The sequence below is a fragment of the Kitasatospora sp. NPDC094015 genome (assembly GCF_040304075.1).
GTDB lineage: Bacteria > Actinomycetota > Actinomycetes > Streptomycetales > Streptomycetaceae > Kitasatospora.
The window spans coordinates 88,094-110,354 of sequence record NZ_JBEOUL010000009.1; the positions used below are offsets into that span (position 1 = coordinate 88,094).

18 protein-coding genes are annotated in these 22,261 nt (G+C 74.6%); 12 read left to right on the forward strand and 6 right to left on the reverse strand.

What is annotated here, in order from left to right; all coding sequences use genetic code 11:
* Positions 1–21: 21 nt before the first annotated feature.
* Positions 22–2,007, reverse strand: coding sequence for a carbohydrate binding domain-containing protein (locus ABT014_RS14165; protein ID WP_350638992.1), 1,986 nt, complete (start codon positions 2,005–2,007; stop codon positions 22–24).
* Between the two features lie 169 nt (positions 2,008–2,176).
* Here ABT014_RS14165 and ABT014_RS14170 point away from each other — a divergent pair, with 169 nt between their 5' ends.
* On the forward strand, positions 2,177–3,250 hold the full coding sequence (locus ABT014_RS14170) for a substrate-binding domain-containing protein (RefSeq protein ID WP_350638993.1): 1,074 nt from the start codon (positions 2,177–2,179) through the stop codon (positions 3,248–3,250).
* Between the two features lie 25 nt (positions 3,251–3,275).
* Here the strand turns inward: ABT014_RS14170 and ABT014_RS14175 are convergent, their stop codons facing one another.
* The 3 genes from ABT014_RS14175 to ABT014_RS14185 form a co-directional block, all read right to left on the reverse strand.
* Positions 3,276–4,982, reverse strand: coding sequence for a penicillin-binding transpeptidase domain-containing protein (locus ABT014_RS14175; RefSeq protein WP_350638994.1), 1,707 nt, complete (start codon positions 4,980–4,982; stop codon positions 3,276–3,278).
* A gap of 100 nt (positions 4,983–5,082) precedes the next feature.
* Positions 5,083–5,919, reverse strand: a complete 837-nt coding sequence (locus ABT014_RS14180) for a sugar phosphate isomerase/epimerase family protein (RefSeq protein ID WP_350638995.1) — start codon at positions 5,917–5,919, stop codon at positions 5,083–5,085.
* Positions 5,920–5,930: 11 nt separating this feature from the next.
* Positions 5,931–7,982, reverse strand: coding sequence for a DUF2264 domain-containing protein (locus ABT014_RS14185; RefSeq protein ID WP_502894969.1), 2,052 nt, complete (start codon positions 7,980–7,982; stop codon positions 5,931–5,933).
* A gap of 236 nt (positions 7,983–8,218) precedes the next feature.
* Between ABT014_RS14185 and ABT014_RS14190 the strand changes: the two genes are divergently transcribed.
* The 7 genes from ABT014_RS14190 to ABT014_RS14220 all read left to right on the forward strand — a co-directional run bounded on the left by ABT014_RS14190 (position 8,219) and on the right by ABT014_RS14220 (position 14,542).
* Positions 8,219–9,565 carry an ABC transporter substrate-binding protein gene (locus ABT014_RS14190; protein ID WP_350638997.1) on the forward strand — a complete coding sequence of 449 codons (1,347 nt, stop codon included), beginning with the start codon at positions 8,219–8,221 and terminating at the stop codon, positions 9,563–9,565.
* Positions 9,565–10,575, forward strand: a complete 1,011-nt coding sequence (locus tag ABT014_RS14195; protein WP_350638998.1) for a carbohydrate ABC transporter permease — start codon at positions 9,565–9,567, stop codon at positions 10,573–10,575. The genes ABT014_RS14190 and ABT014_RS14195 overlap by 1 nt, the downstream gene beginning before the upstream one ends.
* Positions 10,572–11,471, forward strand: coding sequence for a carbohydrate ABC transporter permease (locus ABT014_RS14200; RefSeq protein ID WP_350638999.1), 900 nt, complete (start codon positions 10,572–10,574; stop codon positions 11,469–11,471). Before ABT014_RS14195 ends, ABT014_RS14200 begins: the two co-directional genes overlap by 4 nt.
* Before the next feature lie 104 nt (positions 11,472–11,575).
* On the forward strand, positions 11,576–12,556 hold the full coding sequence (locus ABT014_RS14205; protein WP_350639131.1) for a hydroxyacid dehydrogenase: 981 nt from the start codon (positions 11,576–11,578) through the stop codon (positions 12,554–12,556).
* Positions 12,557–12,665: 109 nt separating this feature from the next.
* Entirely contained in the window at positions 12,666–13,910 is a 1,245-nt protein-coding gene (gene aroA / locus ABT014_RS14210; RefSeq protein WP_350639000.1) for a 3-phosphoshikimate 1-carboxyvinyltransferase, read from the forward strand.
* A 27-nt stretch (positions 13,911–13,937) separates the two neighbouring features.
* Positions 13,938–14,288, forward strand: a complete 351-nt coding sequence (locus tag ABT014_RS14215; RefSeq protein WP_350639001.1) for a hypothetical protein — start codon at positions 13,938–13,940, stop codon at positions 14,286–14,288.
* Positions 14,285–14,542, forward strand: a complete 258-nt coding sequence (locus ABT014_RS14220; RefSeq protein ID WP_350639002.1) for a hypothetical protein — start codon at positions 14,285–14,287, stop codon at positions 14,540–14,542. Before ABT014_RS14215 ends, ABT014_RS14220 begins: the two co-directional genes overlap by 4 nt.
* An 11-nt stretch (positions 14,543–14,553) precedes the next feature.
* Here the strand turns inward: ABT014_RS14220 and ABT014_RS14225 are convergent, their stop codons facing one another.
* Positions 14,554–15,261 (reverse strand): Pr6Pr family membrane protein, encoded by a 708-nt coding sequence (locus tag ABT014_RS14225; protein WP_350639003.1) that lies wholly within the window; start codon positions 15,259–15,261, stop codon positions 14,554–14,556.
* A 346-nt stretch (positions 15,262–15,607) separates the two neighbouring features.
* Here ABT014_RS14225 and ABT014_RS14230 point away from each other — a divergent pair, with 346 nt between their 5' ends.
* The 4 genes from ABT014_RS14230 to ABT014_RS14245 are packed head-to-tail and all read left to right on the forward strand — an operon-like array spanning position 15,608 to position 21,353.
* A complete protein-coding gene (locus ABT014_RS14230; protein WP_350639004.1) occupies positions 15,608–16,771 on the forward strand; it encodes a CaiB/BaiF CoA transferase family protein in 1,164 nt (387 codons plus the stop codon).
* Between the two features lie 14 nt (positions 16,772–16,785).
* Positions 16,786–17,928, forward strand: a complete 1,143-nt coding sequence (locus ABT014_RS14235) for an acyl-CoA dehydrogenase family protein (protein ID WP_350639005.1) — start codon at positions 16,786–16,788, stop codon at positions 17,926–17,928.
* Between the two features lie 24 nt (positions 17,929–17,952).
* A complete protein-coding gene (locus ABT014_RS14240) occupies positions 17,953–19,167 on the forward strand; it encodes an acetyl-CoA C-acetyltransferase (protein WP_350639006.1) in 1,215 nt (404 codons plus the stop codon).
* Between the two features lie 20 nt (positions 19,168–19,187).
* Positions 19,188–21,353, forward strand: a complete 2,166-nt coding sequence (locus ABT014_RS14245; RefSeq protein WP_350639007.1) for a 3-hydroxyacyl-CoA dehydrogenase NAD-binding domain-containing protein — start codon at positions 19,188–19,190, stop codon at positions 21,351–21,353.
* Positions 21,354–21,519: 166 nt separating this feature from the next.
* Here the strand turns inward: ABT014_RS14245 and ABT014_RS14250 are convergent, their stop codons facing one another.
* Positions 21,520–22,254 (reverse strand): MerR family transcriptional regulator, encoded by a 735-nt coding sequence (locus tag ABT014_RS14250; protein ID WP_350639008.1) that lies wholly within the window; start codon positions 22,252–22,254, stop codon positions 21,520–21,522.
* Positions 22,255–22,261 lie beyond the last annotated feature (7 nt).

Sequence of the window (22,261 nt, forward strand, 5' to 3'; positions counted from 1 at the left end):
TCAGGGCCGGTCGGGCCCGGTTCAGGCCCGGGTGACGGTCACGTCGTCGCACAGACCGGTACCGGTACCGCTGCGCGCGTAGCAGTAGATCCGGGCCGTGGTGGCGCCCGGGCCGGTGGTGAAGAGGGTGGAGCCGTAGCTGTAGCCGGTGCCGGTGAACGCCGCCCGGGTGGTGGAACCGGCGGAGTCGTACTGCTTGACGCCGAGCGAGAGTTCGGTGCCGGTGGCGGAGACCTTGCCCCAGCCCGCCAGCCGGTAGGTGGTGCCGGGCTCGACGGCGACCACCTGTTCGACCGCGGCGGGTGCCGGGCCGACCCGGGCGGCGTACCCGCCGGTGTGCGGCTCGGCGCTGTCGACGCGGGCCCCGCCGTACCAGGTCCAGGGGGTGAGCGAACCGGTCTCGAAGCCGCCGTTGACCGCCCGGCTCGCCGCGGCGCAGGCGCCGTCGTCGAAGGAACTCGCCTGCTGGAAGCCGATGTCGGGACGGCAGGACTGCGGCACGGCGGCGCCGAACCAGTCCCGTCCGCCGTTGTCCGGCACCGGGACGCCGGCGGCCCGGGCGGGGGAGCCGGCAGCCAGCGCGTAGTCGGCCGGGGTGCTGCCGCCGGGGTTCACCAGCCGCGGGTCGGCGCTCACCCCGGCCGGATCGGCCGGCTCGTTCGCGGGGTGGTTGCCGTACCGGGCGTTGGCCTGCCAGCTGAAGTCGGCGGCTCGGAAGGGGTTGCCGCCGAAGCCGGTGTAGCCGCCGCTGCCGAGGTTGACGAAGAGGTTGCCGCTCAGCGCGGTGGTCGAGGTGCCGGACCCCTGCTGGATGATCGCGGTGGTCGAACCGGCCGGCAGGTACACGGTGTTGTGGTACATCCGGGCGTCCTGCTCGCCGACCGCGAACAGCCAGCGGCTGCGGTCGCCCCGGCTCAGGTTGTACCGCACCACCGTCCCGGTGCTCCGCGACCCGGCGCCGCACGCCCCGCAGAACAGCATGAAGCCGCCCTCGTTGTCGTGGCTGTCGTTGTACTGGAACAGCGCGCCGGTGTTGCCGTAGTCCGAGTCGAAGGCCGTTCCGTCGTTGTTGTCCGGCAGCCGGTGGACGTGGTGCACCTCGTTGCCCTGCACGGTGGTGTGGTCCGAATTGATCGTCCAGATGCCCGCGTTGGAACCCATCGGGCGCGCCGCCAGGTCGTACGCGGTGTTGCCCTCCACCAGGGCATGGTCGGCGGCGCGCACCACGATGCCGTCGCCGCCGATGTCGTCCAGGGTGTTGCCGCGGAAGACCAGCCGGGTGCTGGGGCGCCAGTTGACGGTGCTCCCGCACCCGTCGCCGGAGCCGTACGCCGGCCGGCACATCCAGGTCGAGCGGTTGGTCAGGCCCTCGCGGTCGACGTGCGAGATCCGCGAGTTGCGGACGGTGACGTCGTCGAAGGAGGTCGGGACGGTGGTGCCGCTGACCCGGAACTGGATACCGTTGCTCCACTTGGTGGCGTCGCCGTTCACGTCGTGCACGTAGACGTCGTCCACCAGGTAGTGGCTGCCGGTGCCGTCCGGCAGGTCGGAGATCTCCACCAGCAGGCCGTTGCGCTCGCGCCTGGTGGCGGCGGTGTCCTGGAAGGTGATCTCGATCCCGCGGATCTCCCACTGCTCCAGGTCGTCCAGGTGCACGGCGGCGTTCTCGCCGGTGGCCGGATCGCCGGCGACCACCGGGCGGGCGGTGCCGGGGCCGTACGGCGCCAGCGTGATCGGGGCGCCGGGCGCGCCGGAGCCCTTCGGTGCGAGGGTGCCGTGGCAGGTCGCGCCGCGCTTGAGCAGCAGGCGGTCGCCCGGCCCGAGCACGGTGGCGTCGGCGACGGCGAGGCTGTTCCACGGGCTGGCCTCGGTGCCGTTGCCGCCGGTGGTGGCCGAGCAGTCGAGGTAGTGGTCGGTGGCGGCGGCCTGCGCGGAGGTGGGGAGCGCGAGCCCGGCGGCCGCCAGGGCGAGGGCGGCGGTGCACCGCAGGACGGGGGAGAGGAGCATGGGGGACTCCCGGAGGACGGTGGGGGGAGCGTCGCCCCAAGCTAGGACGGTCACCTGATCGAGTCAATACGGTCAGACCTTTGGATCGAACTTCGATCGAATGATAAAAACTGATCAGACATCCTCCGCGGCCACCCGGGCCGCCGGAGCCGGCAGCAGAGGGAGCGCCGTGACCATCTCGGCCCAGGAACGTCAGGCCCGCATCCTCGAGGTCGTCCGCGACCTCGGCACGGTCCGGGTGGTCGACCTGGCCGCCCGGCTGGGCATCCCCGCCGTCACGGTCCGCCGCGACGTCGCCACGCTGGCCGAGGCCGGCCGGCTGCACCGCTCGCACGGCGCCGTCGCCCTCCCCGACAGCGGCGGCGGCTACGCCAGGTCCGAGGGCCGCGACCGGGTGATCGGCATGCTGGTCCCCACCGTCGGCTCCTACTTCGACGAGGTGATCGCCGGCGCCCGCTCGGCCGCCGCCACCGCCGGCGCCCGCCTGGTGCTCGGCATCGCCCCGTACGAGGCGCGCGACGACCGCGCCCAGGTCGAACGGCTGCTGGAGTCGGCGGTGGACGGGCTGCTGCTCACCCCCAACTGGCACCCCGGCCGGCAGCCCGAGGAGCACGACTGGCTGGACGACCTCCCCGTCCCGGCCGTCCTGGTCGAACGCCAGGCCACCCCCGGCGGGCCCGGTGCCGAACTCGACGCGGTCGCCTCCGACCACCGGCACGGCGTGCTGCTGGCCCTGCGCCACCTGGCCGGGCTCGGCCACCGCACGGTGCTGCTCGCCGCCCGCGGCGACACCTGGACGGCCCACCAGGTGCGCACCGGCTACGCCGAGGCCGTCCGGCTGCTCGGTCTGGAGGCGCAGCCCGTCGTCGACATGCAGCGCCCGGGCGCACCGCTGGCCGCGCCCGACCCCGAGTGGGTCGCCGACCGGATCGCCGACGCGGTCGGGTCGGGCGTGCGCGCGGTGCTGGTCCACAACGACCAGGACGCGATCCAGCTGCCCCCGCTGCTGCGGGTCCGCGGCCTTCGGGTGCCCGACGACGTGGCGCTGATCAGCTACGACGACGTGTTCGCCGCCCTGGCCGCGCCGCCGCTCACCGCCGTGGCCCCGCCCAAGCGCGCGGTCGGCGCCGCCGCGCTCGACCTGCTGCTGCGCCGGCTCCGGGCGGGCACCGCACTGCCCGCGCACCACCTCGAACTCCTGCCGACCCTCAAGGTCCGCACCTCCTGCGGCGGCACCGGCTGACGGCCGGCGCCCGGCCGCCCCCGGCTCAGCGCACCGCGCGCAGGACCTGGGCCACGGCCTGGCCGGCGGCCTGGGCGCCGTAGCCGGCGCCCTCGATCTCGGCGGCCACCGCCACGTTGTCCCGGTAGGCGATGAACCAGCTGTTGGCGGCCGGGGCGCCGTCCACCTCGGCGGTGCCGGTCTTGGCGCCGACCCGACCACTGATCCCGGCCATCGCCGATGCGGCGGTGCCCTCGGCCGCGGTGCGGGCCATCATGCTGCGCAGGTCGGTGGCGACCTGCGCGGGCAACTTCCGGGCGGCGGTGGCCGGTCGGTCGCCGGTCGGCCCGCCGGCCAGCAGCACCGGCTGGTGGAAGGCGCCGCTCTGCACGGTGGCCGCCACCGACGCCATGGTCAGCGCGTTGGCCCGGATCGAGCCCTGGCCGATGTACTCGGCGGCCTGCTCGTCGGAGTTCTTGGGCACCGGGACGGTCGCGTCGAAGCTCTCGACGCCGGTGTGCCAGACCAGGCCCACGCCGAACTGCTCGGCCGCGACCTTGGCCAGCGTGCCGGGCGCCAGCTTCGTCAGGCCCTGGTCGATGAAGGCGGTGTTGCAGGACTCGGCGAAGTCCTCGGCCAGCGTGTTGTCGAGGTGGTCGCCGTCCTCGTCGTTGTGCCACAGCCGGGGGGAGTTGGTGGTCGAGGGGCAGGGCACCGCGGACCCGGGGTCGAGCCCGGCCTCCAGCAGGGCCGCCGCGGTGATCACCTTCATCGTGGAGCCGGGCGCGATGCCCCCGAGGAAGGCCCGGTTGAACTGCTCCGCCGGGGAGTTGGCGACGGCCAGGATGCCGCCCGTACCGGTGTCGATCGCCACCAGCGAGCCCGGGTGTCCGCCGGCCCGGTCGTGCAGCGCCGCCTCGGCCGCCCGCTGGAGGTCGGCGTCCAGGGTCAGCCGCGTCCCCGTGGCGGCGGTCGGCGCGGTGACGGTGAACAGCGGCTCGGCGTCGGCCGCACCCGGGCCATGGGTGATCATCACCGCGCTGCCGTCGTCGCCCCCCGCGCCGGGTGCGGGCGGGAGCCCGGCCAGCACCTGACGGAGCGACGGGAACTCTTCGAGCGCCTTACCGTTGCGATCGGTCACCCGCCCGGCCGCCGCGTGCAGCGGCTGCAGCGCGATCGTCTCGCCGGGGCCGAGGTGCGGATGGATCACGGTCGGCGACCAGTGCACGAGCGGCTTCCCCTGGCCCGAGCGCGCCACGGCCAGCGCCCCGTCGTACTCCCAGATGCTGCCGGTGTCCGCGAACCCGACCGAGGCCCGGAAGCCGACCCCGGCCTGTCCCGCCGCGGGGGCGGGTGCGGCCCCGCTCGGGGTGAACGCCAGCGAACGTACCCGGACCTGGTCCCGGAACGCCGTCAGCGCCGCGAGGGCCGCGTCCGGACGGTCGGTGAGCCCGGCCGCGGCCGCCAGGTCGCCCGCGGCCCACCGTCCGAGGAACTCCCGTGCGGCGTCGTCCGCCTGGGCCTGCGTCGGCGCCTGCGGCAGCGACGAGGACGCCTGCGCCGGCCGGTGGTTCGGGTCGCTGCCCCGGCTGCCGCCGGTCACCGCGCCGACCAGGTTCCAGGCGCCGTAGCCGCCCACGGTCAGCATCGCGGCGCAGAGCACGCCGATCCCGGTCAGCACCGCCCGGCGGCCCCCGGCGGCGCGTTCGCTGCCGGCCGGTTCTTCCTCGTCCATGTCCATGCTCTCCCCCATGGGGCCAACCTACTCGGTCCGGGGCGCCCCCCGGCAGGGGGTCCGTGGATCGCCGGTGGGCCGCGGGTGGCCGGGGCGGGCGGCCCGCAGGTGGCCCGCCTCACCCGGGCGGGCCCGGCAACTCCCGTGGCGGGGAAGGCCGCTGGGGCGGCGGCTGGGCGGGCCGCAGGGAGCGCAGCAGGTCCGCGGCCGGTCCGAGCAGTCCGGGCAGCGGGGCCGCCGCCGGGTGCCAGGGTGCCTCGTACTCCCAGGAGACCCAGCAGCCGTCCGGCAGCGTGCGCAGGCAGTCGGTGATCGGCAGGCAGCCCGCGCCGAGCGCCAGCGGGGTCAGGTCGTGCGCATCGGCGACGTCCTTGACCTGCACGTAGCCCAGGTACGGCGCCAGCGAGTCGGCGGTGGTGCGCACCTTCTCGCCGGCCAGCCGGGTGTGCAGCAGGTCCCACAGTGCGCCGACGGCCGGCTGCCCGACCTGCGCCAGCACCCGGGCCAGGTCCCGGCCGCCGCGGTGCGAGTCATGGGTCTCGACCAGGATCCGGACGCCGAGCGCGGCCGCCTGCCCGGCCGCCGCCGTCAGCCGCCGGACCGCCCGCCGGTCGGCCCCGGCCACCGGGCCGTCGCCGCCGCGCGGGAAGACCCGCAGGTAGGGGGCGCCGAGATCGGCGGCCAGCCGTAGGTGCTCGGCGAGGGCGGCCAGCAGCGGCCGGTCCGGACCGGGGGCGGCGACGCCCAGGTAGGAGGCCACGGCCAGCGGGGTGATCCCGGCGGCGGCGCAGGCGGCCCGGACGGCCCGGCGCCCGCCCGGGTCCAGCGCGGGGTGCACCGGCTCGCCGGGGGCGCAGCGCAACTCCAGTCCCTGCCAGCCGTGTTCGGCGGCCAGGTCGAGCACCTCGGCGAGCGGCCGGCCGGGCAGGCCGAGGGTGGAGAGGGCGATCGGCACGGCGGCCGCCCTCAGCCGCGCCGGGCGGTGGCCGGCGCGGTGCCCGTGACCGTGACCTCGCCCGGCCGCAGCAGCACCTGGTGCCCGGTGCCGTCCGGCCAGGTGACGTCGAGCCGGGCGCCGTCCCCGTCGGTCGCCACCCGGAGGTACAGAGCGCCGAACGGCGGTGGGGGCGGCACCAGTCCGGTCAGTCGGGCCGTGCAGACGAACAGCGCCGGGCCGTCCCCGACGGCGCCGGTCAGCACCGGAACGGCCGCCCGCGGGCCGAACGCGGTACCGCCCGGCGGCTGTTCGACCGCGGCGGCGGTGAAGCCGTGCACCCCCTGGAGCTCGGTGGCCAGCGCCTGGTCGGCCTGGGCACGGGCGACCGGCGGTCCGGCGGCGGCCCGCGCCGGGGCGTCGGAGGGGTCCTGCCGGTGGGTCCGGACCTCGGCGCCGGCCACCGGCCAGCCGCCCTGCCAAGCCACCGACCCGGCGGGGGCGCCGGTGACCAGGTGGGCCCGTACCTCCTCGGCGCCGTGCGCCAGGGTGACGGAGGTGACGGTGGCGCCGGGCAGGTCGGTGCCACCGGCCCGGGGCCGGTGGGCGGAGGCGGCCCAGCCGGTGCCGGTGCCCAGCGGGGTGATCCGGCCGCGCTCGGTGGCGGCGCCGGCGACCAGCAGGGCGAACCGGTTGTCGGGGCCGCCGACGGTCGGCCCGGTGGCGGTCGAGTGGGCGAACGCGGCGTACAGCGGGTCGTCGGGGTCGACCCGGTCGGCCGGCTGGTCGTCGCTGCCGTGGTTGTGCAGCCGCACCAGGCCGTCGGCGGCGGTGGACTGGATCAGCCAGCCGGGGCCGCGGACGGCCCGGACCGCGTCCGCGGTCTCGGCCGGTCCGGGCTGCTCGACGGCGGTCCAGACCGGGTGGTCGGCGGGCAGCAGCAGGCCGAGGAAACCGCTGGCCGCCCAGTACGGGGACGCGGGGCCGGAGTACGGCTGGACCAGTGGCGGGTACGGGCCGTGCCAACCGAGTTCGAGCAGGCCGTCCGGGCCGAGCGCGCCCCGGTCGAGGAAGTAGCGCAGGGCGCCGGAGGCCAGCCGCCGGGTGGTGCCGGGGCTCAGTGGGGTGCGGCCGGTCAGCGCGCCGGCCCAGAGCGGGGCGGCCGCGGCGAACCGGTAGCTGAGCGAGCGGCCCTGGTGGACCGGGGCGCCGTCGGCGCCGAACAGCCGCGCCTGGTCGGCGAGGTGGGCGGCCAGCCGGTCGCCGTGGCGGGCCAGCAGGGCCGGGTCGCGGGCCAGATGGGCGTGCAGCACCGGGTAGAGGTGCAGCGCCCAGCCGTTGTAGTGGTCGAAGGCCCGGGGGCGGCCGTCGGTGTACCAGCCGTCGCCGAGGTACCAGCGGTCGATCGCGGCCAGCCCGCGTTCGACGGCGGCGCCGGCCGCCTCGGTGTGCCGGCCGGCCTCGGCCAGGAAGCCGCCGACGGCGACCGGGAACAGCACCCAGTTGTTGTCGTTGGGCGTGCGGTGCAGGGCGCCGGCGAGCCAGTCGCCGACCCGCTCGCGCACCGGTTCGGGGAGCCGGTCCCAGAGCCAGGGGCGGGTGATCCGCAGCGCGTTGGCGATGGTGGCGGCCTCGACCATGGCCTGGCCCCGGTCGGTGATCAGCGGCCAGGACTCCCGGTCGCCGTCGGCCAGGTCCCGTTCCCGGGTGGGGGAGCGGGTGCCGGCGGCCAGGCCGTCCGCGTAGCGCTCCAGCAGCCCGTGCGGGTCGGCGCCGCCGGCTCCGGCGACCCGAAGGGCGGCCAGCAGGAAGGTCCGGGCGAAGCCCTCCAGCCCGTCCGAGCGCGGGCCGGACCAGCTCGGCCGCGGGCCCGGCAGGTCGATCAGCGCCCGCCCGGGGCTGCGGTACGGGTCGACGGCGGCGAGCATCCGGTCGGCCGCCGCCTCCCAGTGCGCCCTGGTCCAGCCGGTGTACGGACTCCGTTCGCGGTCCTCCGGCGGCAGGTGGGGCAGTGCTGGGCGCTGGGGCACGGGCGGTGTCCTTCCGCAGGCGGTTCCGGCCGAATCTAGGGAGCCGCCGATCATCCGTCAAGGCGGATCGGATCGAATGATCTGATCCGATCGCCCGGAAGGGGCGGGATTTCCCTGCTGCTCTGGGTAGTAGACCCCAACGCGCTGATCACTTGAGATCATTTGATCCGAATCTCTTGACTCCGATCCGAAGCGGTCGCAGGATGGCGGTCAACCTCGCCCGACCAGCACCCCCGACCGGGCTCGAGGAACCACCCCGCGACTGCGATCCCCCCACCTGGAGCCGTGCCATGCCCTCGACCGCCCTCCCCCGCCGCAGAGCCCTCCGCCTCGCCGCCGCCGCCACCGCGGCGGCGCTCGGCGCCACCCTGCTCACCGCCTGCGGCAGCGACGCCCAGGACGGCGCGGCCGCCGGGGCCGCCGACGGCCGTCCGGTCGTGCTCACCTTCTGGGGCTGGGCCAAGGGCACCAAGGACGTGGTGGCCGCCTTCAACGCCTCCCACCCCGACATCCAGGTCACCTTCGAGGAGATCCCCTCCGGCAACGCCGGCGGCTACGCCAAGATCTCCAACGCGGTGAAGGCCGGCAACGCCCCCGACGTCTTCAACATCGAGTACCCGCAGCTGCCCGACTTCGTCAGCCAGGGCGCCGTGCAGGACATCAGCAAGCTCGTCCCCACCGACCTGACGGCCCGCTACCTGCCGCAGGCCGTCCAGCTGACCACCCTCGGCGGCGCCACCTGGGCGCTGCCGCTGGACGCCGCGCCCCAGGCCTTCTACTACCGCAAGGACCTCTTCGACCGGGCGGGCATCACCGCACCGAAGACCTGGGAGGAGTTCCGCACCGCCGCCCAGAAGCTCAAGCAGGCCGACCCGGCCACCCGGATCGCCACCTTCTTCCCCGACGACCCGTCCACCTTCGAGGCGATGTCCTGGCAGGCCGGCGCGCACTGGTTCGGCACCTCGGGGGACAGCTGGAAGGTCGACCTGGACGGCGCCGACAGCAAGCGTGCCGCCGAGTACTGGCAGCAGCTGATCACCGACGACCTGATCCGGGTCAACACCTCCTTCAGCCAGCAGTGGACCGCCTCGCTCCAGAAGGGCGAGACCGCCGGCTACCTCGGCGCCTCCTGGGGCGGCGGCGTGCTCAAGAGCACCCTGCCCGACGCCGCCGGCAAGTGGGCCGTCGCCCCGATGCCGACCTGGGACGGCAACCCCGCCAGCGGCATGCTCGGCGGCACCACCTTCGCGGTCTCCAAGGACAGCAGGAAGGCCAAGGCCGCGGTCGAGTTCGCCCGCTGGGCCACCACCACCCCCGAGGGCATCCAGGCCCGGATCGCCTCCGGCACCTCCTCCGTCTACCCGGCGGCCCCGGAGCTGGTGCCGGTCGCCAAGGCGGCCTTCAAGACCGACTTCTACGGCGGCCAGGACGTCTACGCGGTCTACGCCGACGCCGCGAAGTCGATCAAGCCGGACTGGACCTGGGGCCCCGTCATGGGCGCCACCAACGGGGCGCTCAAGGACTCCTTCGGCGCGCTCGCCGCGCAGGGCGGCGGCTCCGTCCCGCAGAGCCTGGCCACCGCCCAGCAGGCCACCCTCACCGAGCTGAAGAACCGCGGCCTCAAGGTGGCCGGGTGATGACCGGCCCCGCGCCGGCCGCCCGCCCCCCGGCGACCCGCCCCGCGGCCGCGCCCCCCACGCAGGCCACCCGCGCCCCGGCCGCGCCGGCCACCCGCCCCCGGCGGCGGGCGGCCGCCCACCGGGCGCCCGCCGTCCTGCTCGCCCCGTTCCTGCTGCTGTTCACCGCCTGCACGCTGATCCCGATCGGGTACGCCGTCCGGCTCAGCCTGTTCACCGAGCACCGCTCCGGCCTCGGCTTCGGCGGCGCCACCCAGGTCTTCACCGGTCTCGGCAACTACACCCGCGCGCTCGGCGACCGGGCGTTCCGGGCCGGCTTCCTGACCACCGCCGAGTACTGCCTGCTCTACATCCCGCTGATGGTCGGCCTGTCGCTGCTGCTGGCCCTGCTGCTGGACTCCGGGCTGGCCCGGGCCAGGCGGTTCTTCCAGCTGGCGCTGTTCCTGCCGCACGCCGTGCCCGGCATCATCGCCGCGCTGGTCTGGATGTACCTGTACACGCCCGGCATCAGCCCGGTGCTGGACGCCCTCGACTCGCTCTCCCTGCAACCCGATCCGCTCGGCCACCCGCTGCCCGCCGTGGTCAACGTCGCGCTCTGGGAGTGGACCGGCTACAACATGGTGATCTTCTACGCCGCGCTCCAGGCCGTCCCGCGCGAGGTGCTGGAGGCGGCCGTGGTCGACGGTGCCGGCGCCCTGCGCACCGCCTGGAGCGTCAAGGTCCCGCTGGTGCGCGGCTCGATCGCGATGGTCGGCCTGTTCACCGTGATCGGCTCGCTGCAACTCTTCACCGAGCCGATGATCCTGCACGGCGCCGCCCCCGGCGTGCTCTCCACCTGGACCCCCAACATGTACGCCTACACCGCCGCCTTCGAACGCGGCGACTACGGCCTGGCCGCCGCCGCCTCGGTGCTGCTCGCCGTCGCCGCCGCCGCGCTCTCCTACGCCGTCACCCGGGCAGGCCGGGCCGGCCGCACCCGCGGCGCCCGCCGATCGGAGGCCCCCGCATGACCCTGCTCGCCCCGCCGCGCCGGACCGCCCGCGCCACCGTGCCGGCGCCGCCCGCCCGCCGGCCCCGGACGCTGTCCCGCACCGCGGTCAACGGCGCCCTGCTGCTGGCCACCGCGTACACCCTGCTGCCGCTCGGCTGGCTGCTCACCGCCGCCGCCAAGAACACCGGCGACCTGCTCGGCGGCGCCGCCCTCACCCCGTCCCGCTGGCACCTCGGCGCCAACCTGCACGCCCTGGCCACCACCGGCGACGGCATCTACTTCCGCTGGTACCTCAACTCCCTGCTGTACGCCGGGTTCGGCGCGCTGTTGTGCGCCCTGGTCTGTGTCTGCGCCGGCTACGCCTTCCACGTGTACGCCTTCCCCGGCAAGGAGAAGCTGTTCGGCCTGGTGCTGCTCGGCGTGCTGGTCCCCGGCACCGCGCTGGCCCTGCCGATGTACCTGCTGGCCTCGCAGCTCGGCCTGGTGAACACCTTCTGGTCGGTCTTCCTGCCTTCCCTGGTCAACCCGTTCGGCGTCTACCTGGCCCGGGTGTTCTGCGCCGGCTACCTGCCCGGCGAGGTGCTGGAGGCGGCCCGCGTGGACGGCGCCGGCGAGCTGCGCACCTTCCGGTCGATCGGGCTGCGGATGGTGATGCCGGGCTTCGTGACGGTGTTCCTGTTCCAGTTCACCGCGATCTGGAACAACTTCTTCCTGCCGCTGGTGATGCTCTCCGACAACCGGCTCTTCCCGGTCAGCCTCGGCCTGTACGCCTGGAACGCCCAGACCCACGCCTTCCCCGAGTACTACCCGCTGGTCGTCACCGGCTCGCTGCTCGCGGTGGTGCCCCTGGTGGCGGCGTTCGTCGTGCTCCAGCGCCACTGGAAGGCCGGACTGACCGCGGGGAGCGTCAAGTGACCACCGACGTACGCCGCACGGCCACCCTTCACGACCCATCGACCGCCCCCCTGGAAGCCGATCCGGAGACCCCCGTGACCCGCCGCCCGCGCGTCCTGCTCGCCATGGAACCGGGCCTCGCCGCCCGCCTGCTGGACACCGAGAGCCTGGCCCGCCTCACCGCCCTCGCCGACCTCGACCCGACGCTGGTGGTGGACGACTTCCGCACCCCCGCCGCGGCCGCCGCGCTGCGCGAGACCGAGGTGCTGCTCAGCTGCTGGGGCTGCCCGCCGCTGGACGAGGCGGTGCTCGCCGCGGCGCCCCGGCTGCGCGCCGTCGTGCACGCCGCCGGCTCGGTCAAGCACCACGTCACCGAGGCCTGCTGGGAGCGCGGCATCCAGGTCACCTCGGCGGCCTGGGCCAACGCCCTGCCGGTGGCCGAGTACACCGTGGCCGCCGTGCTCGCCGCCAACAAGCAACTGCTGCGCCTCAGCGCCGACTACCGCCGCCGGCGCGCCCCGTACGACTGGCAGGCCGCCTACCGGGAGGTCGGCAACTACCGGCGCACGGTCGGCATCGTCGGCGCCTCCCGGATCGGCCGCCGGGTGCTCGAACTGCTGCGCCCGCACGACCTGGACCTGCTGCTGCACGACCCGTACGTGGACCGGGCCGAGGCCGCCCGGCTCGGCGCCCGGGCCGTCCCGCTGGACGAACTGTGCGCCGCCGCCGACGTGGTGAGCGTGCACGCCCCCGAACTCCCCGCCACCCGGCACCTGCTGGACCGCCGCCGGCTCGGCCTGATGCGGGCCGGGGCGACCCTGGTCAACACCTCGCGCGGCTCGCTGGTCGACCAGGAGGCGCTGACGGCCGAGCTGGTCTCCGGGCGCCTGGACGCGGTGCTGGACGTGACCGTCCCCGAGGTGCTGCCCGCCGACTCCCCGCTCTACGAGCTGGAGAACGTGCTGCTCACCCCGCACATCGCCGGCTCGCTCGGCGGCGAGCTGCACCGGATGGCCGCCGCCGCGGTCGACGAGCTGGCCCGGTACGCGGCCGGACTCCCGTTCGCCCACCCGGTGCTCGCCCAGGAGGTCCGGCGCAGCGCCTGACGGCGTCCAGCAGGTGACACTCTCGGGCGCGGTCGCGGGCCCGGCGGGCAGGATAGGGGCGATCATCAGCAGGGCGAACCCCCCGTGGCCCGAGACCCCTGGAGAGAGCGTGACCACCGTCGAGATCCCCGGTTCCAAGTCGGTGACGGCCCGGGCCCTGTTCCTGGCCGCCGCGGCCGAGGGCACCACCACCCTGCTGTGGCCGCTGGCCTCGGACGACACCGAGGGGTTCGCGGAGGGCCTCGGCAAGCTCGGCTACACGGTCGAGCGGGGAGAGCGCGCCTGGCGGATCGAGGGCCGCCCGCAGGGCCCCGCCCACGACGCCGACGTCTACTGCCGGGACGGCGCCACCACCGCGCGCTTCCTGCCCACCCTGGCCGCGGCAGGCCGCGGCGACTTCCGGTTCGACGCCTCCGCGCAGATGCGCCGCCGCCCGCTGGCCCCGCTCACCGAGGCGCTGCGCGCGCTCGGCGTCGACCTGCGGCACGAGGACCGGGAGGGCCACCACCCGCTGCGGATCGCCGCCCGCGGGGTCCGCGGCGGCGAGGTCACCCTGGACGCCGGGCTGTCCTCGCAGTACCTGACCGCGCTGCTGCTGCTCGGTCCGCTGACCGAGCAGGGGCTGCGGATCACCGTCACCGACCTGGTGTCCGCCCCGTACGTGGAGATCACGCTGGCGATGATGCGCAGCTTCGGCGTGCGGGTCGAGCGGGAGGGCAACGTCTTCTCGGTGCCGCCGGGCGGCTACCGGGCCACCGAGTACCCGGTGGAGCCGGACGCCTCCACCGCCAGCTACTTCTTCGCGGCTGCGGCGCTGACCGGCCGCGAGGTCACCGTGCCGGGCCTCGGCGCCGGGGCGCTCCAGGGCGACCTGCGGTTCGTCGAGGTGCTGGAGCGGATGGGCGCCCGGGTCGAGCTCGGCACCGACCGGGTCACCGTGGCCGGCGCCCCCGGCGGCCGGCTGGCCGGCCTCACCGTCGCCATGCGGGACATCTCCGACACCATGCCGACGCTGGCCGCGATCGCCCCGTTCGCGGACGGTCCGGTGCGGATCGAGGACGTCTACAACACCCGGATCAAGGAGTGCGACCGGCTGGAGGCCTGCGCGCAGAACCTCCGGCGCCTGGGCATCGACGTCTCCACCGGCCGCGACTGGATCGAGATCCGCCCAGGCACCCCGTCCCCCGCCGAGATCGAGACCCACGGCGACCACCGGATCGTGATGTCCTTCGCGGTCACCGGCCTGCGCACCCCGGGCATCACCTTCGACGACCCGGCCTGCGTCCGCAAGACCTTCCCCGACTTCCACACCGCCTTCGCCACCTGGACGGCCGGCACCACCGCGGGCGAGTAGCCTCTCAGCGGAGAGAGGAGCGCCACCATGAGCCGGCCCGTGCACGAGGGAACCCCGCTCATTCCCCGGCCCGCGAAGAACCCGGCCGCGCTCAAGGCCGCGCTCGCGGTCGTCGCCGCGGACCGGCTCACGGAGATGGTGGACGGGCAGACCAGGGCCATGGCGGAGGCCATCGAGCAGGGCAGCGTCAACCCGATCCGCGCCTTCGTCGCCCACTGGGCCGCCGTCGTGGAGATCGAGCGGCTCCCGGACACGGCGAAGGCGTACCACCGGGCGAACTACCTCGCCAACCACGCCGGGACGGCGGGGGAGTGCCGCGTCCACGCCTTGGCGGTGGCGGAGCTCTACCGATCCGCCTACGCGGCGGTGAACGGGTGACCTGGAGCTGGGAGTACCTGCCCGACGAGGAGCAGGTCGCCGGCGGTGCACCCGAGGAGTTCCGCGCGGCGGTGGGGCGCAAGGCGGACGAGCTGGTCCGCGCCGCGGAGGCGCTGTACCTCGACGGAACGACGTTCGAGGGCAGCGGGGAGCCGATGCGGTACGTCGACGTGGCCGGGGGCCTCTTCGCCTACTTCGTCGTTCCTCGCCTCGAACTCGTGGCCGTCTGCCAGGTGACCCCACCGCCGGTCTGAAGCCGTCCCGGCTACCGGCGGGCCGTGGTGTCCGTGGTGGGTGCGGGGCTCTCGGTGGGGGTCGTGGGTGGCGGGGTGGTGGTGCGGCGGAGCCGCTGGCGGGCCAGGGTGCCGAGGCGGTCGAGGGCGATGACGAGGGCGCCGAGCAGGACGAACTCGACGGTCAGCCGGGCGATCTGGCCGGCCACCCAGGCGTGGCCCTCGGTGGTCGGGTCGAGGAAGAAGTACGGGTACTTGAGCGGGAACGAGGGGAACAGCGCGGCCCGGACCTCGGTGACCACCGCGTAGCCGAGCGGGAAGGCCAGCCAGAGCGGCAGGTCGCGCCAGCGCGAGGCGTTGCGCGGCTTGAGGCAGAGCCAGTCCGCCAGCACCATCAGCGGGGTGGTGTAGTGCAGCAGGAAGCTCGACCAGTTCTGCAGCCGGTCGGGGCCGGGGCCGAGGCCCGGCAGCGGGTCGGCGCCGTGGTTGAGCAGGATGTGGGCGACCAGCCCGGTGATGGTGATGTACAGCGTGACGGCGCCGCGCAGCCGCGGCGCCGGGGCGTCCGTGGTGCCGCGCCGGACCATCCAGTACACCGCCGAGGCGAAGTAACCGAGCACGATCACGTTGCTCTCGGTGGTGAAGTACACCAGCGAGCTGTTGCCGAGGATCAGCCCGAGCCCGGCGGAGAGCACGACGGCCAGGCGCCACCAGAGCGCGGGGCGGGTCCAGGCTGCCATGCGTTCACCGGTCCGTGTCGTCGGGTTCACCCGTCGGACGGGTCGGACGGCGCACTCTACCCGCCGGTAGCCGGCCCGGGAAAGCCGTCCGGAGGGCCGTCCGGGCCGGTTCGCGGGTGCGCCGCTCGGCGCCGGCGTCCGCCTCGGAATCCGCCCGCCCGGCGCGGTTCGCACGGAGGGTCCGGTGGCGGGGGTGCGACCCTTGTTACCGGCGGGTCAACTGCCTATCATCACGACTGTGACAGCTTCACTGTCAAACCTGCCGCACCCCGACCCGTCCAACCCCGACCCGTCCAACCCCGACCCGTCCCACCGCGCCCCGGCGCCGGACCCGGGAGGCCGAACGATGGCCGCGACCACCACCGCCGCCGCAGCGGGCTCCCCGGGCCCGCTGGCCGGCCTGCGGGTGCTGGAGCTGGCCGGGATCGGGCCCGGCCCGTTCGCCGCCATGCTCCTCGCCGACCTGGGCGCCGACGTGGTCCGGGTGGACCGCCCGGGCCCGCCCCCGATCGGGCCCGACCCGGCCTTCGACCTCACCAACCGCAACAAGCGCTCGGTGCTGGTCGACCTGAAGAGCCCGACCGGCCCCGGCCTGGTGCTCGACCTGGCCGCCCGGGCCGACCTGCTGATCGAGGGCTACCGCCCCGGCGTCGCCGAGCGGCTCGGCGTCGGCCCCGAGGCCTGCCTGGCCCGCAACCCCGCCCTGGTCTACGGCCGGATGACGGGCTGGGGCCAGAGCGGCCCGCTGGCCGCCCGGGCCGGCCACGACATCGGCTACACCGCCACCACCGGCGCCCTCGGCCTGATCGGCCCGCCCGACGGCCCGCCCGCCGTCCCGGCCAACCTGCTCGGCGACTACGCGGGCGGCTCGCTCTACCTGGTGGTCGGCCTGCTCGCCGCCCTGCGCCACGCCGAGCGCACCGGCCAGGGCCAGGTGGTCGACGCCGCCATCGTGGACGGCACCGCCCACCTCACCTCGATCCTCTGGGGCCTGCTCGCCGCCGGCCAGTGGCAGGACCGGCGCGGCGTCAACCTGCTGGACGGCGGCGCCCCCTGGTACGACACCTACCGCACCGCCGACGGCCGCCACATGGCCGTCGGGGCCCTGGAGCCGCAGTTCTACGCCGAGTTCGCCGCCCTGCTGGAGCTCGGCCCGGACGCCCCCGCCCAGTACGACCCGGCCCGCTGGCCCGAGCTGCGCACCCGGATCGCCGAGCGCTTCGCCGAGCGCACCCAGGCCGAGTGGACCGCCGTCTTCGAGGGCACGGACGCCTGCGTGGCGCCGGTCCTCACGCTCCGGCAGGCCGCCGAGCACCCGCACCTGGCGGCCCGCGCCACGTACACCACCCACCAGGGCATCACCCAGCCCGCGCCCGCCCCGCGCTTCTCCGCGACCCCCGGCACGCTGCGCCGCCCGCCCAGCCGTCCGGGCGAGCACACCGCCGAGGTGGCCGCGGACTGGCAGGTACCGATGCCCGCCCCCGAGACCGCCCCCGAGACCGCTGGCTGAGAGGACCGACCGAGGTGCGACGAGAGCTGTACGCCGTGGAGCACGAGGCGTTCCGGGAGACCGTGAAGGCCTTCCTCGCCAAGGAGGTGCTGCCGCACTACGACCGCTGGGAGCAGGCCGGCATCGTCGACCGCAGCGCCTGGCTGGCGGCCGGCCGGCAGGGCCTGCTCGGGATGGCCGTCCCGGAGGAGTACGGCGGTGGCGGCGACCCCGACTTCCGCTACCCGGCCGTGCTGGCCGAGGAGTTCACCCGGGCCGGGGTCAGCGGCCTGGCGCTCGGCCTGCACAACGACATCATCGGCCCGTACCTCACCGGGCTCACCACCGAGGAGCAGAAGCGGCGCTGGCTGCCGGGCTTCTGCAGCGGCGAGCTGATCACCGCGATCGCGATGACCGAACCCGGCACCGGCTCCGACCTGCAGGCCGTCCGGACCACGGCGGTCGACCGGGGCGACCACTACCTGCTCAACGGCAGCAAGACCTTCATCTCCAACGGCATCCTGTCCGACCTGGTGATCGTGGTCGCCCGCACCACCCCGGAGGGCGGCGCGCACGGCCTCAGCCTGCTGGCGGTCGAGCGCGGGGCGGCCGGCTTCGAGCGCGGCCGCAACCTCGACAAGATCGGCCAGAAGTCCCAGGACACCGCCGAGCTGTTCTTCACCGACGTCCGGGTCCCCAAGGAGAACCTGATCGGCGAGGAGCACCAGGGCTTCCTCCACCTGATGCGCAACCTCGCCCAGGAGCGGCTGGCGATCGCGGTCGCCGCGATCGCCGGGGCCGAGCACCTGGTCGAGCTCACCACCGAGTACGTCAAGCAGCGCACCGCCTTCGGCCGGCCGCTGGCCAAGCTCCAGCACGTCCGCTTCGAGATCGCCGAGCTGGCCACCGAGTGCGCCGTGACCCGCACCTTCGTCGACCGCTGCATCACCGAGCACAACCGCTACGCGCTCACCCCGGTGGACGCCTCGATGGCCAAGTGGTGGGCGACCGAACTGCAGAAGCGCACCGCCGACCGCTGCCTCCAACTGCACGGGGGCTACGGCTACATGAGCGAGTTCCCGGTCGCCCGGGCGTTCACCGACGGGCGGATCCAGACCATCTACGGCGGCGCCACCGAGATCATGAAAGAGATCATCGGCCGCTCCCTCCTCGGCTGACCACTTCCCGGAAAGGCACCCACCGTGACCACCGAAGCGTACGTCTACGACGCTGTCCGCACCCCACGCGGCCGAGGCAAGGCCAACGGCTCGCTGCACGGCACCAAGCCGATCGACCTGGTGGTCGGCCTGATCCACGAACTCCGGGCCCGGTTCCCCTCGTTGGACCCGGCCGCGATCGACGACATCGTGCTCGGCGTGGTCAGCCCGATCGGCGACCAGGGCTCCGACATCGCCCGGATCGCCGCCATCGCGGCCGGCCTGCCGGACACCGTGGCCGGCGTCCAGGAGAACCGCTTCTGCGCGTCCGGCCTGGAGGCCGTCAACCTGGCCGCCGCCAAGGTCCGTTCGGGCTGGGAGGACCTCATCCTGGCCGGCGGCGTCGAATCGATGTCCCGGGTCAAGATGGGCTCCGACGGCGGCGCCTGGGCGATGGACCCGATGACCAGCTTCGAGACCGGGTTCGTCCCGCAGGGCATCGGCGCCGACCTGATCGCCACCCTCGAAGGGCTGTCCCGCACCGACGTGGACGCCTTCGCCGCCGAGTCCCAGGCCCGCGCCGCCAAGGCCCAGGCCGACGGCCACTTCGACCGCTCGGTGATCCCGGTCAAGGACCGCAACGGCCTGGTGGTGCTGGACCGCGACGAGTTCATCCGTCCCGGCACGACGGTGGAGACCCTGGCCGGCCTCAAGCCCTCCTTCGCCGCCATCGGCGAGGCCGGCGGCTTCGACGCGGTCGCGCTGCAGAAGTACCACTGGGTCGAGTCCATCGACCACGTCCACCACGCCGGCAACTCCTCCGGCATCGTGGACGGCGCGGCCCTGGTCGCGATCGGCTCCCGCGAGATCGGCGAGCGGTACGGGCTGCGCCCCCGGGCCCGGATCGTCTCGGCCGCCGTCTCCGGCTCCGAGCCCACCATCATGCTCACCGGCCCGGCCCCCGCCACCCGCAAGGCGCTGGCCAAGGCCGGCCTGACCGCCGCCGACATCGACCTGGTCGAGATCAACGAGGCCTTCGCCGCGGTGGCGCTCCGGTTCATCCGCGAACTCGGCTTCCGCCACGACCAGGTGAACGTCAACGGCGGCGCGATCGCCCTCGGCCACCCGCTCGGCGCGACCGGCGCGATGCTGATCGGCACCCTGATCGACGAGCTGGAGCGCCGCGACCTGCGCTACGGCCTGGCCACCCTCTGCGTCGGCGGCGGCATGGGCGTCGCCACCGTCATCGAGCGCATCTGACTCCGGGAGACCTCCACCTCATGAGCAACACGACTGCCATCCGCTGGGAGCAGGACCAGGACGGCGTGGTCACCCTCGTCCTGGACGACCCGGCCCAGTCCGCCAACACCATGAACGCGGCCTTCACCGACGCCCTGGAGGCGACGGTCGAGCGGCTGAAGGCGACCGAAGGCTTGCGCGGGGTGATCGTCACCTCGGCCAAGAAGACCTTCTTCGCCGGTGGCGACCTGCGGCTGATCTCCGCCGCCCGGCCCGAGCACGCCGACCAGGTGTTCGCCAACTCGATGCGGATCAAGCGCGCCCTGCGCGGCCTGGAGACCCTGGGCCGGCCCGTGGTCGCCGCGATCAACGGCGCGGCGCTCGGCGGCGGCCTGGAGATCGCGCTCGCCTGCCACCACCGGATCGCCCTGGAGGCCCCCGGCAGCAAGATCGGACTGCCCGAGGTCACCCTCGGCCTGCTGCCCGGCGGCGGCGGTGTGGTGCGCACCGTCCGGCTGATGGGCATCACCGACGCCCTGCTCAAGGTGCTGCTGCAGGGCCGCCAGTACCGTCCGGCGCAGGCCTTGGAAGCCGGTCTGGTGCACGAACTGGCCGCCACCCCCGAGGAGATGCTCGCCAAGGCGCGCGCCTTCGTGGACGCCCACCCGGAGGCGGTCCAGCCCTGGGACGTCAAGGGGTACAAGATCCCCGGCGGCACCCCGAGCAACCCGGCCTTCGCCGCCAACCTGCCGGCCTTCCCGGCCAACCTGCGCAAGCAGCTGGCCGGCGCCGACTACCCGGCCCCGCGCAACATCCTGGCCGCGGCGGTGGAGAGCAGCCAGGTCGACGTCGACACCGCGATGGAGATCGAGGCCCGGTACTTCACCGAGCTGGCCTGCGGGCAGATCTCCAAGAACATGATCCAGGCGTTCTTCTTCGACATGCAGGCCGTCAACTCCGGCGCCGGCCGGCCCAAGGGCTTCGAGCCCCGTACGGCCCGCCGGGTGGCCGTGCTCGGCGCCGGCATGATGGGCGCCGGCATCGCCTACTCCTGTGCGCGGGCCGGCATCGAGGTGCTGCTCAAGGACGTCTCGGTGGAGGCGGCCGAGCGCGGGAAGGCCTACTCCGCGGGCCTGCTGGACAAGGCGGTGGCCCGCGGCCGCACCACCCCGGAGCAGCGCGACGCCCTGCTCGCCCGGATCACCCCGACCGCGGACGCCGCCGACCTGGCCGGCTGCGACACCGTGATCGAGGCGGTCTTCGAGAACCCGGAGCTCAAGCACAAGGTCTTCCAGGAGGTGCAGGAGGTCGTCGCGCCGGACGCGCTGCTCTGCTCCAACACCTCCACCCTGCCGATCGGCCTGCTCGCCGAGGGCGTCACCCGCACCGCCGACTTCATCGGCCTGCACTTCTTCTCGCCGGTCGACAAGATGCCGCTGGTGGAGATCATCCGCGGCCCGCAGACCGGGGACGAGGCGCTGGCCCACGCCTTCGACCTGGTCCGCCAGATCAACAAGACGCCGATCGTGGTCAACGACTCGCGCGGGTTCTTCACCTCCCGGGTGATCGGGCAGTTCATCAACGAGGGCGTGGCGATGGTCGCCGAGGGCCTCGACCCGGTCTCCGTCGAGCAGGCGGCCGCCCAGGCGGGCTACCCGGCCAAGGTGCTCTCGCTGCTCGACGAGCTCACCCTCACCCTGCCCCGCAAGATCCGCAACGAGGCCCGCCGGGCGATCGAGGAGGACGGCGGCAGCTGGACGGCGCACCCGGCCGACGTGGTGATGGACCGGATGCTGGACGAGTTCGAGCGGCCCGGCCGCAGCGGCGGCGCGGGCTTCTACGACTACCAGGACGGACGGCGCACCCGGCTGTGGCCGGGGCTGCGGGAGCACTTCACCCGGCCGGGCGCGGAGATCCCGTTCGAGGACATGAAGGAGCGGATGCTCTTCGCCGAGGCGCTGGACTCCGTGCGGTGCCTGGAGGAGTCCGTCCTCACCTCGGTCGCCGACGCCAACATCGGCTCCATCCTCGGCATCGGCTTCCCGGCCTGGACCGGCGGCGTCCTCCAGTACATCAACGGCTACCCCGGCGGCGTCCCCGGCTTCACCGCCCGCGCCCGCGAACTCGCCACCACCTACGGCGACCGCTTCCAGCCCCCCGCCCTCCTCGACCGGATGTCCACCGAGGGCCGCACCTTCACCGACTGACCGGTCTCCGCTCCTGGGGGGTTGTTCTTCAGGGGCGCGGGGAACTGCGCGAACACCGACCCCCGCTGTCCGCCCGCCGGGGTCGGTGCTCGGGTGGCAGCTGGCTGGCCTGCCGTCGCGCGCAGTTCCCCGCGCCCCTGCGGGTGCCTCCTGAGGTGGCGCCGGCTCAGTCCGTGGTGCGCCGGGCCGCCAGTTCCTCCGCGAGCGAGCGCTGGAAGGCGGTCACCAGGGCCTGCACCACCATCGGCTGGATCCGGTCGGTGAGTTCCTTCATCCGCTCCAGCTCCTCCGCCGGCGGATCGCTCTCCCGGTACGGCTTCCACACCGTCTCGCGGAACAGCCGCTGCAGGTCGTGCGCGGTCGCACGGCTGTGCAACCGCACCACCGCCCGCGCCGCCACCAGCGTCTCCAGCGGGATCGGCACGTCCAGCACCCGCACACCCAGCGGCAGCAGTCCGGGGTCGACCTTGAACGCCTCCGGGTCCGCGGTGCGGTGCAGCGCCCCCATCGCGGTCAGCCGGTCCAGGTCGGCGTCGGTGAGCGCCCGTCCGGCCCGCCGCTCGACCTGCGCCCGGGTGGCCTCCTCGGCCGCCTCCGGGGTCCAGGACGCCACCAGCGCGCGGTGGATGGCCAGGTCCAACGAGCTGATGTCCTCGGGCAGTTGCGCCAGGTAGCGTTCGATCGCGGCCAGCGTCAGGCCCTGCCGCTGGAGCTCCTCGATCAGCTCCAGCCGCCCCAGGTGCTCCGGCCCGTACTGCCCGACCCGCCGCGGCCCCAGCTCCGGCGGCGGCAGCAGCCCCTTCGCGCTGTAGAACCGCAACGTCCGCACCGTCACCCCGGCCCTGGCCGCGAGCTCGTCCACGGTGAGGTGCGGCGGCGTGGCCGGGGGTGTAGCCGTCATGGGTGGG

Bases quoted from the DNA above. Each gene is read 5' to 3' on its own strand.
- ABT014_RS14225 (WP_350639003.1), bottom strand. From the start codon at position 15,261: ATGGCAGCCTGGACCCGCCCCGCGCTCTGGTGGCGCCTGGCCGTCGTG.
- ABT014_RS14195 (WP_350638998.1), top strand. From the start codon at position 9,565: ATGACCGGCCCCGCGCCGGCCGCCCGCCCCCCGGCGACCCGCCCCGCG.
- ABT014_RS14165 (WP_350638992.1), bottom strand. From the start codon at position 2,007: ATGCTCCTCTCCCCCGTCCTGCGGTGCACCGCCGCCCTCGCCCTGGCG.
- ABT014_RS14245 (WP_350639007.1), top strand. From the start codon at position 19,188: ATGAGCAACACGACTGCCATCCGCTGGGAGCAGGACCAGGACGGCGTG.
- ABT014_RS14175 (WP_350638994.1), bottom strand. From the start codon at position 4,982: ATGGGGGAGAGCATGGACATGGACGAGGAAGAACCGGCCGGCAGCGAA.
- ABT014_RS14230 (WP_350639004.1), top strand. From the start codon at position 15,608: ATGGCCGCGACCACCACCGCCGCCGCAGCGGGCTCCCCGGGCCCGCTG.
- ABT014_RS14185 (WP_502894969.1), bottom strand. From the start codon at position 7,982: ATGATCGGCGGCTCCCTAGATTCGGCCGGAACCGCCTGCGGAAGGACA.
- ABT014_RS14250 (WP_350639008.1), bottom strand. From the start codon at position 22,254: ATGACGGCTACACCCCCGGCCACGCCGCCGCACCTCACCGTGGACGAG.
- ABT014_RS14190 (WP_350638997.1), top strand. From the start codon at position 8,219: ATGCCCTCGACCGCCCTCCCCCGCCGCAGAGCCCTCCGCCTCGCCGCC.
- ABT014_RS14200 (WP_350638999.1), top strand. From the start codon at position 10,572: ATGACCCTGCTCGCCCCGCCGCGCCGGACCGCCCGCGCCACCGTGCCG.
- ABT014_RS14205 (WP_350639131.1), top strand. From the start codon at position 11,576: ATGGAACCGGGCCTCGCCGCCCGCCTGCTGGACACCGAGAGCCTGGCC.
- ABT014_RS14215 (WP_350639001.1), top strand. From the start codon at position 13,938: ATGAGCCGGCCCGTGCACGAGGGAACCCCGCTCATTCCCCGGCCCGCG.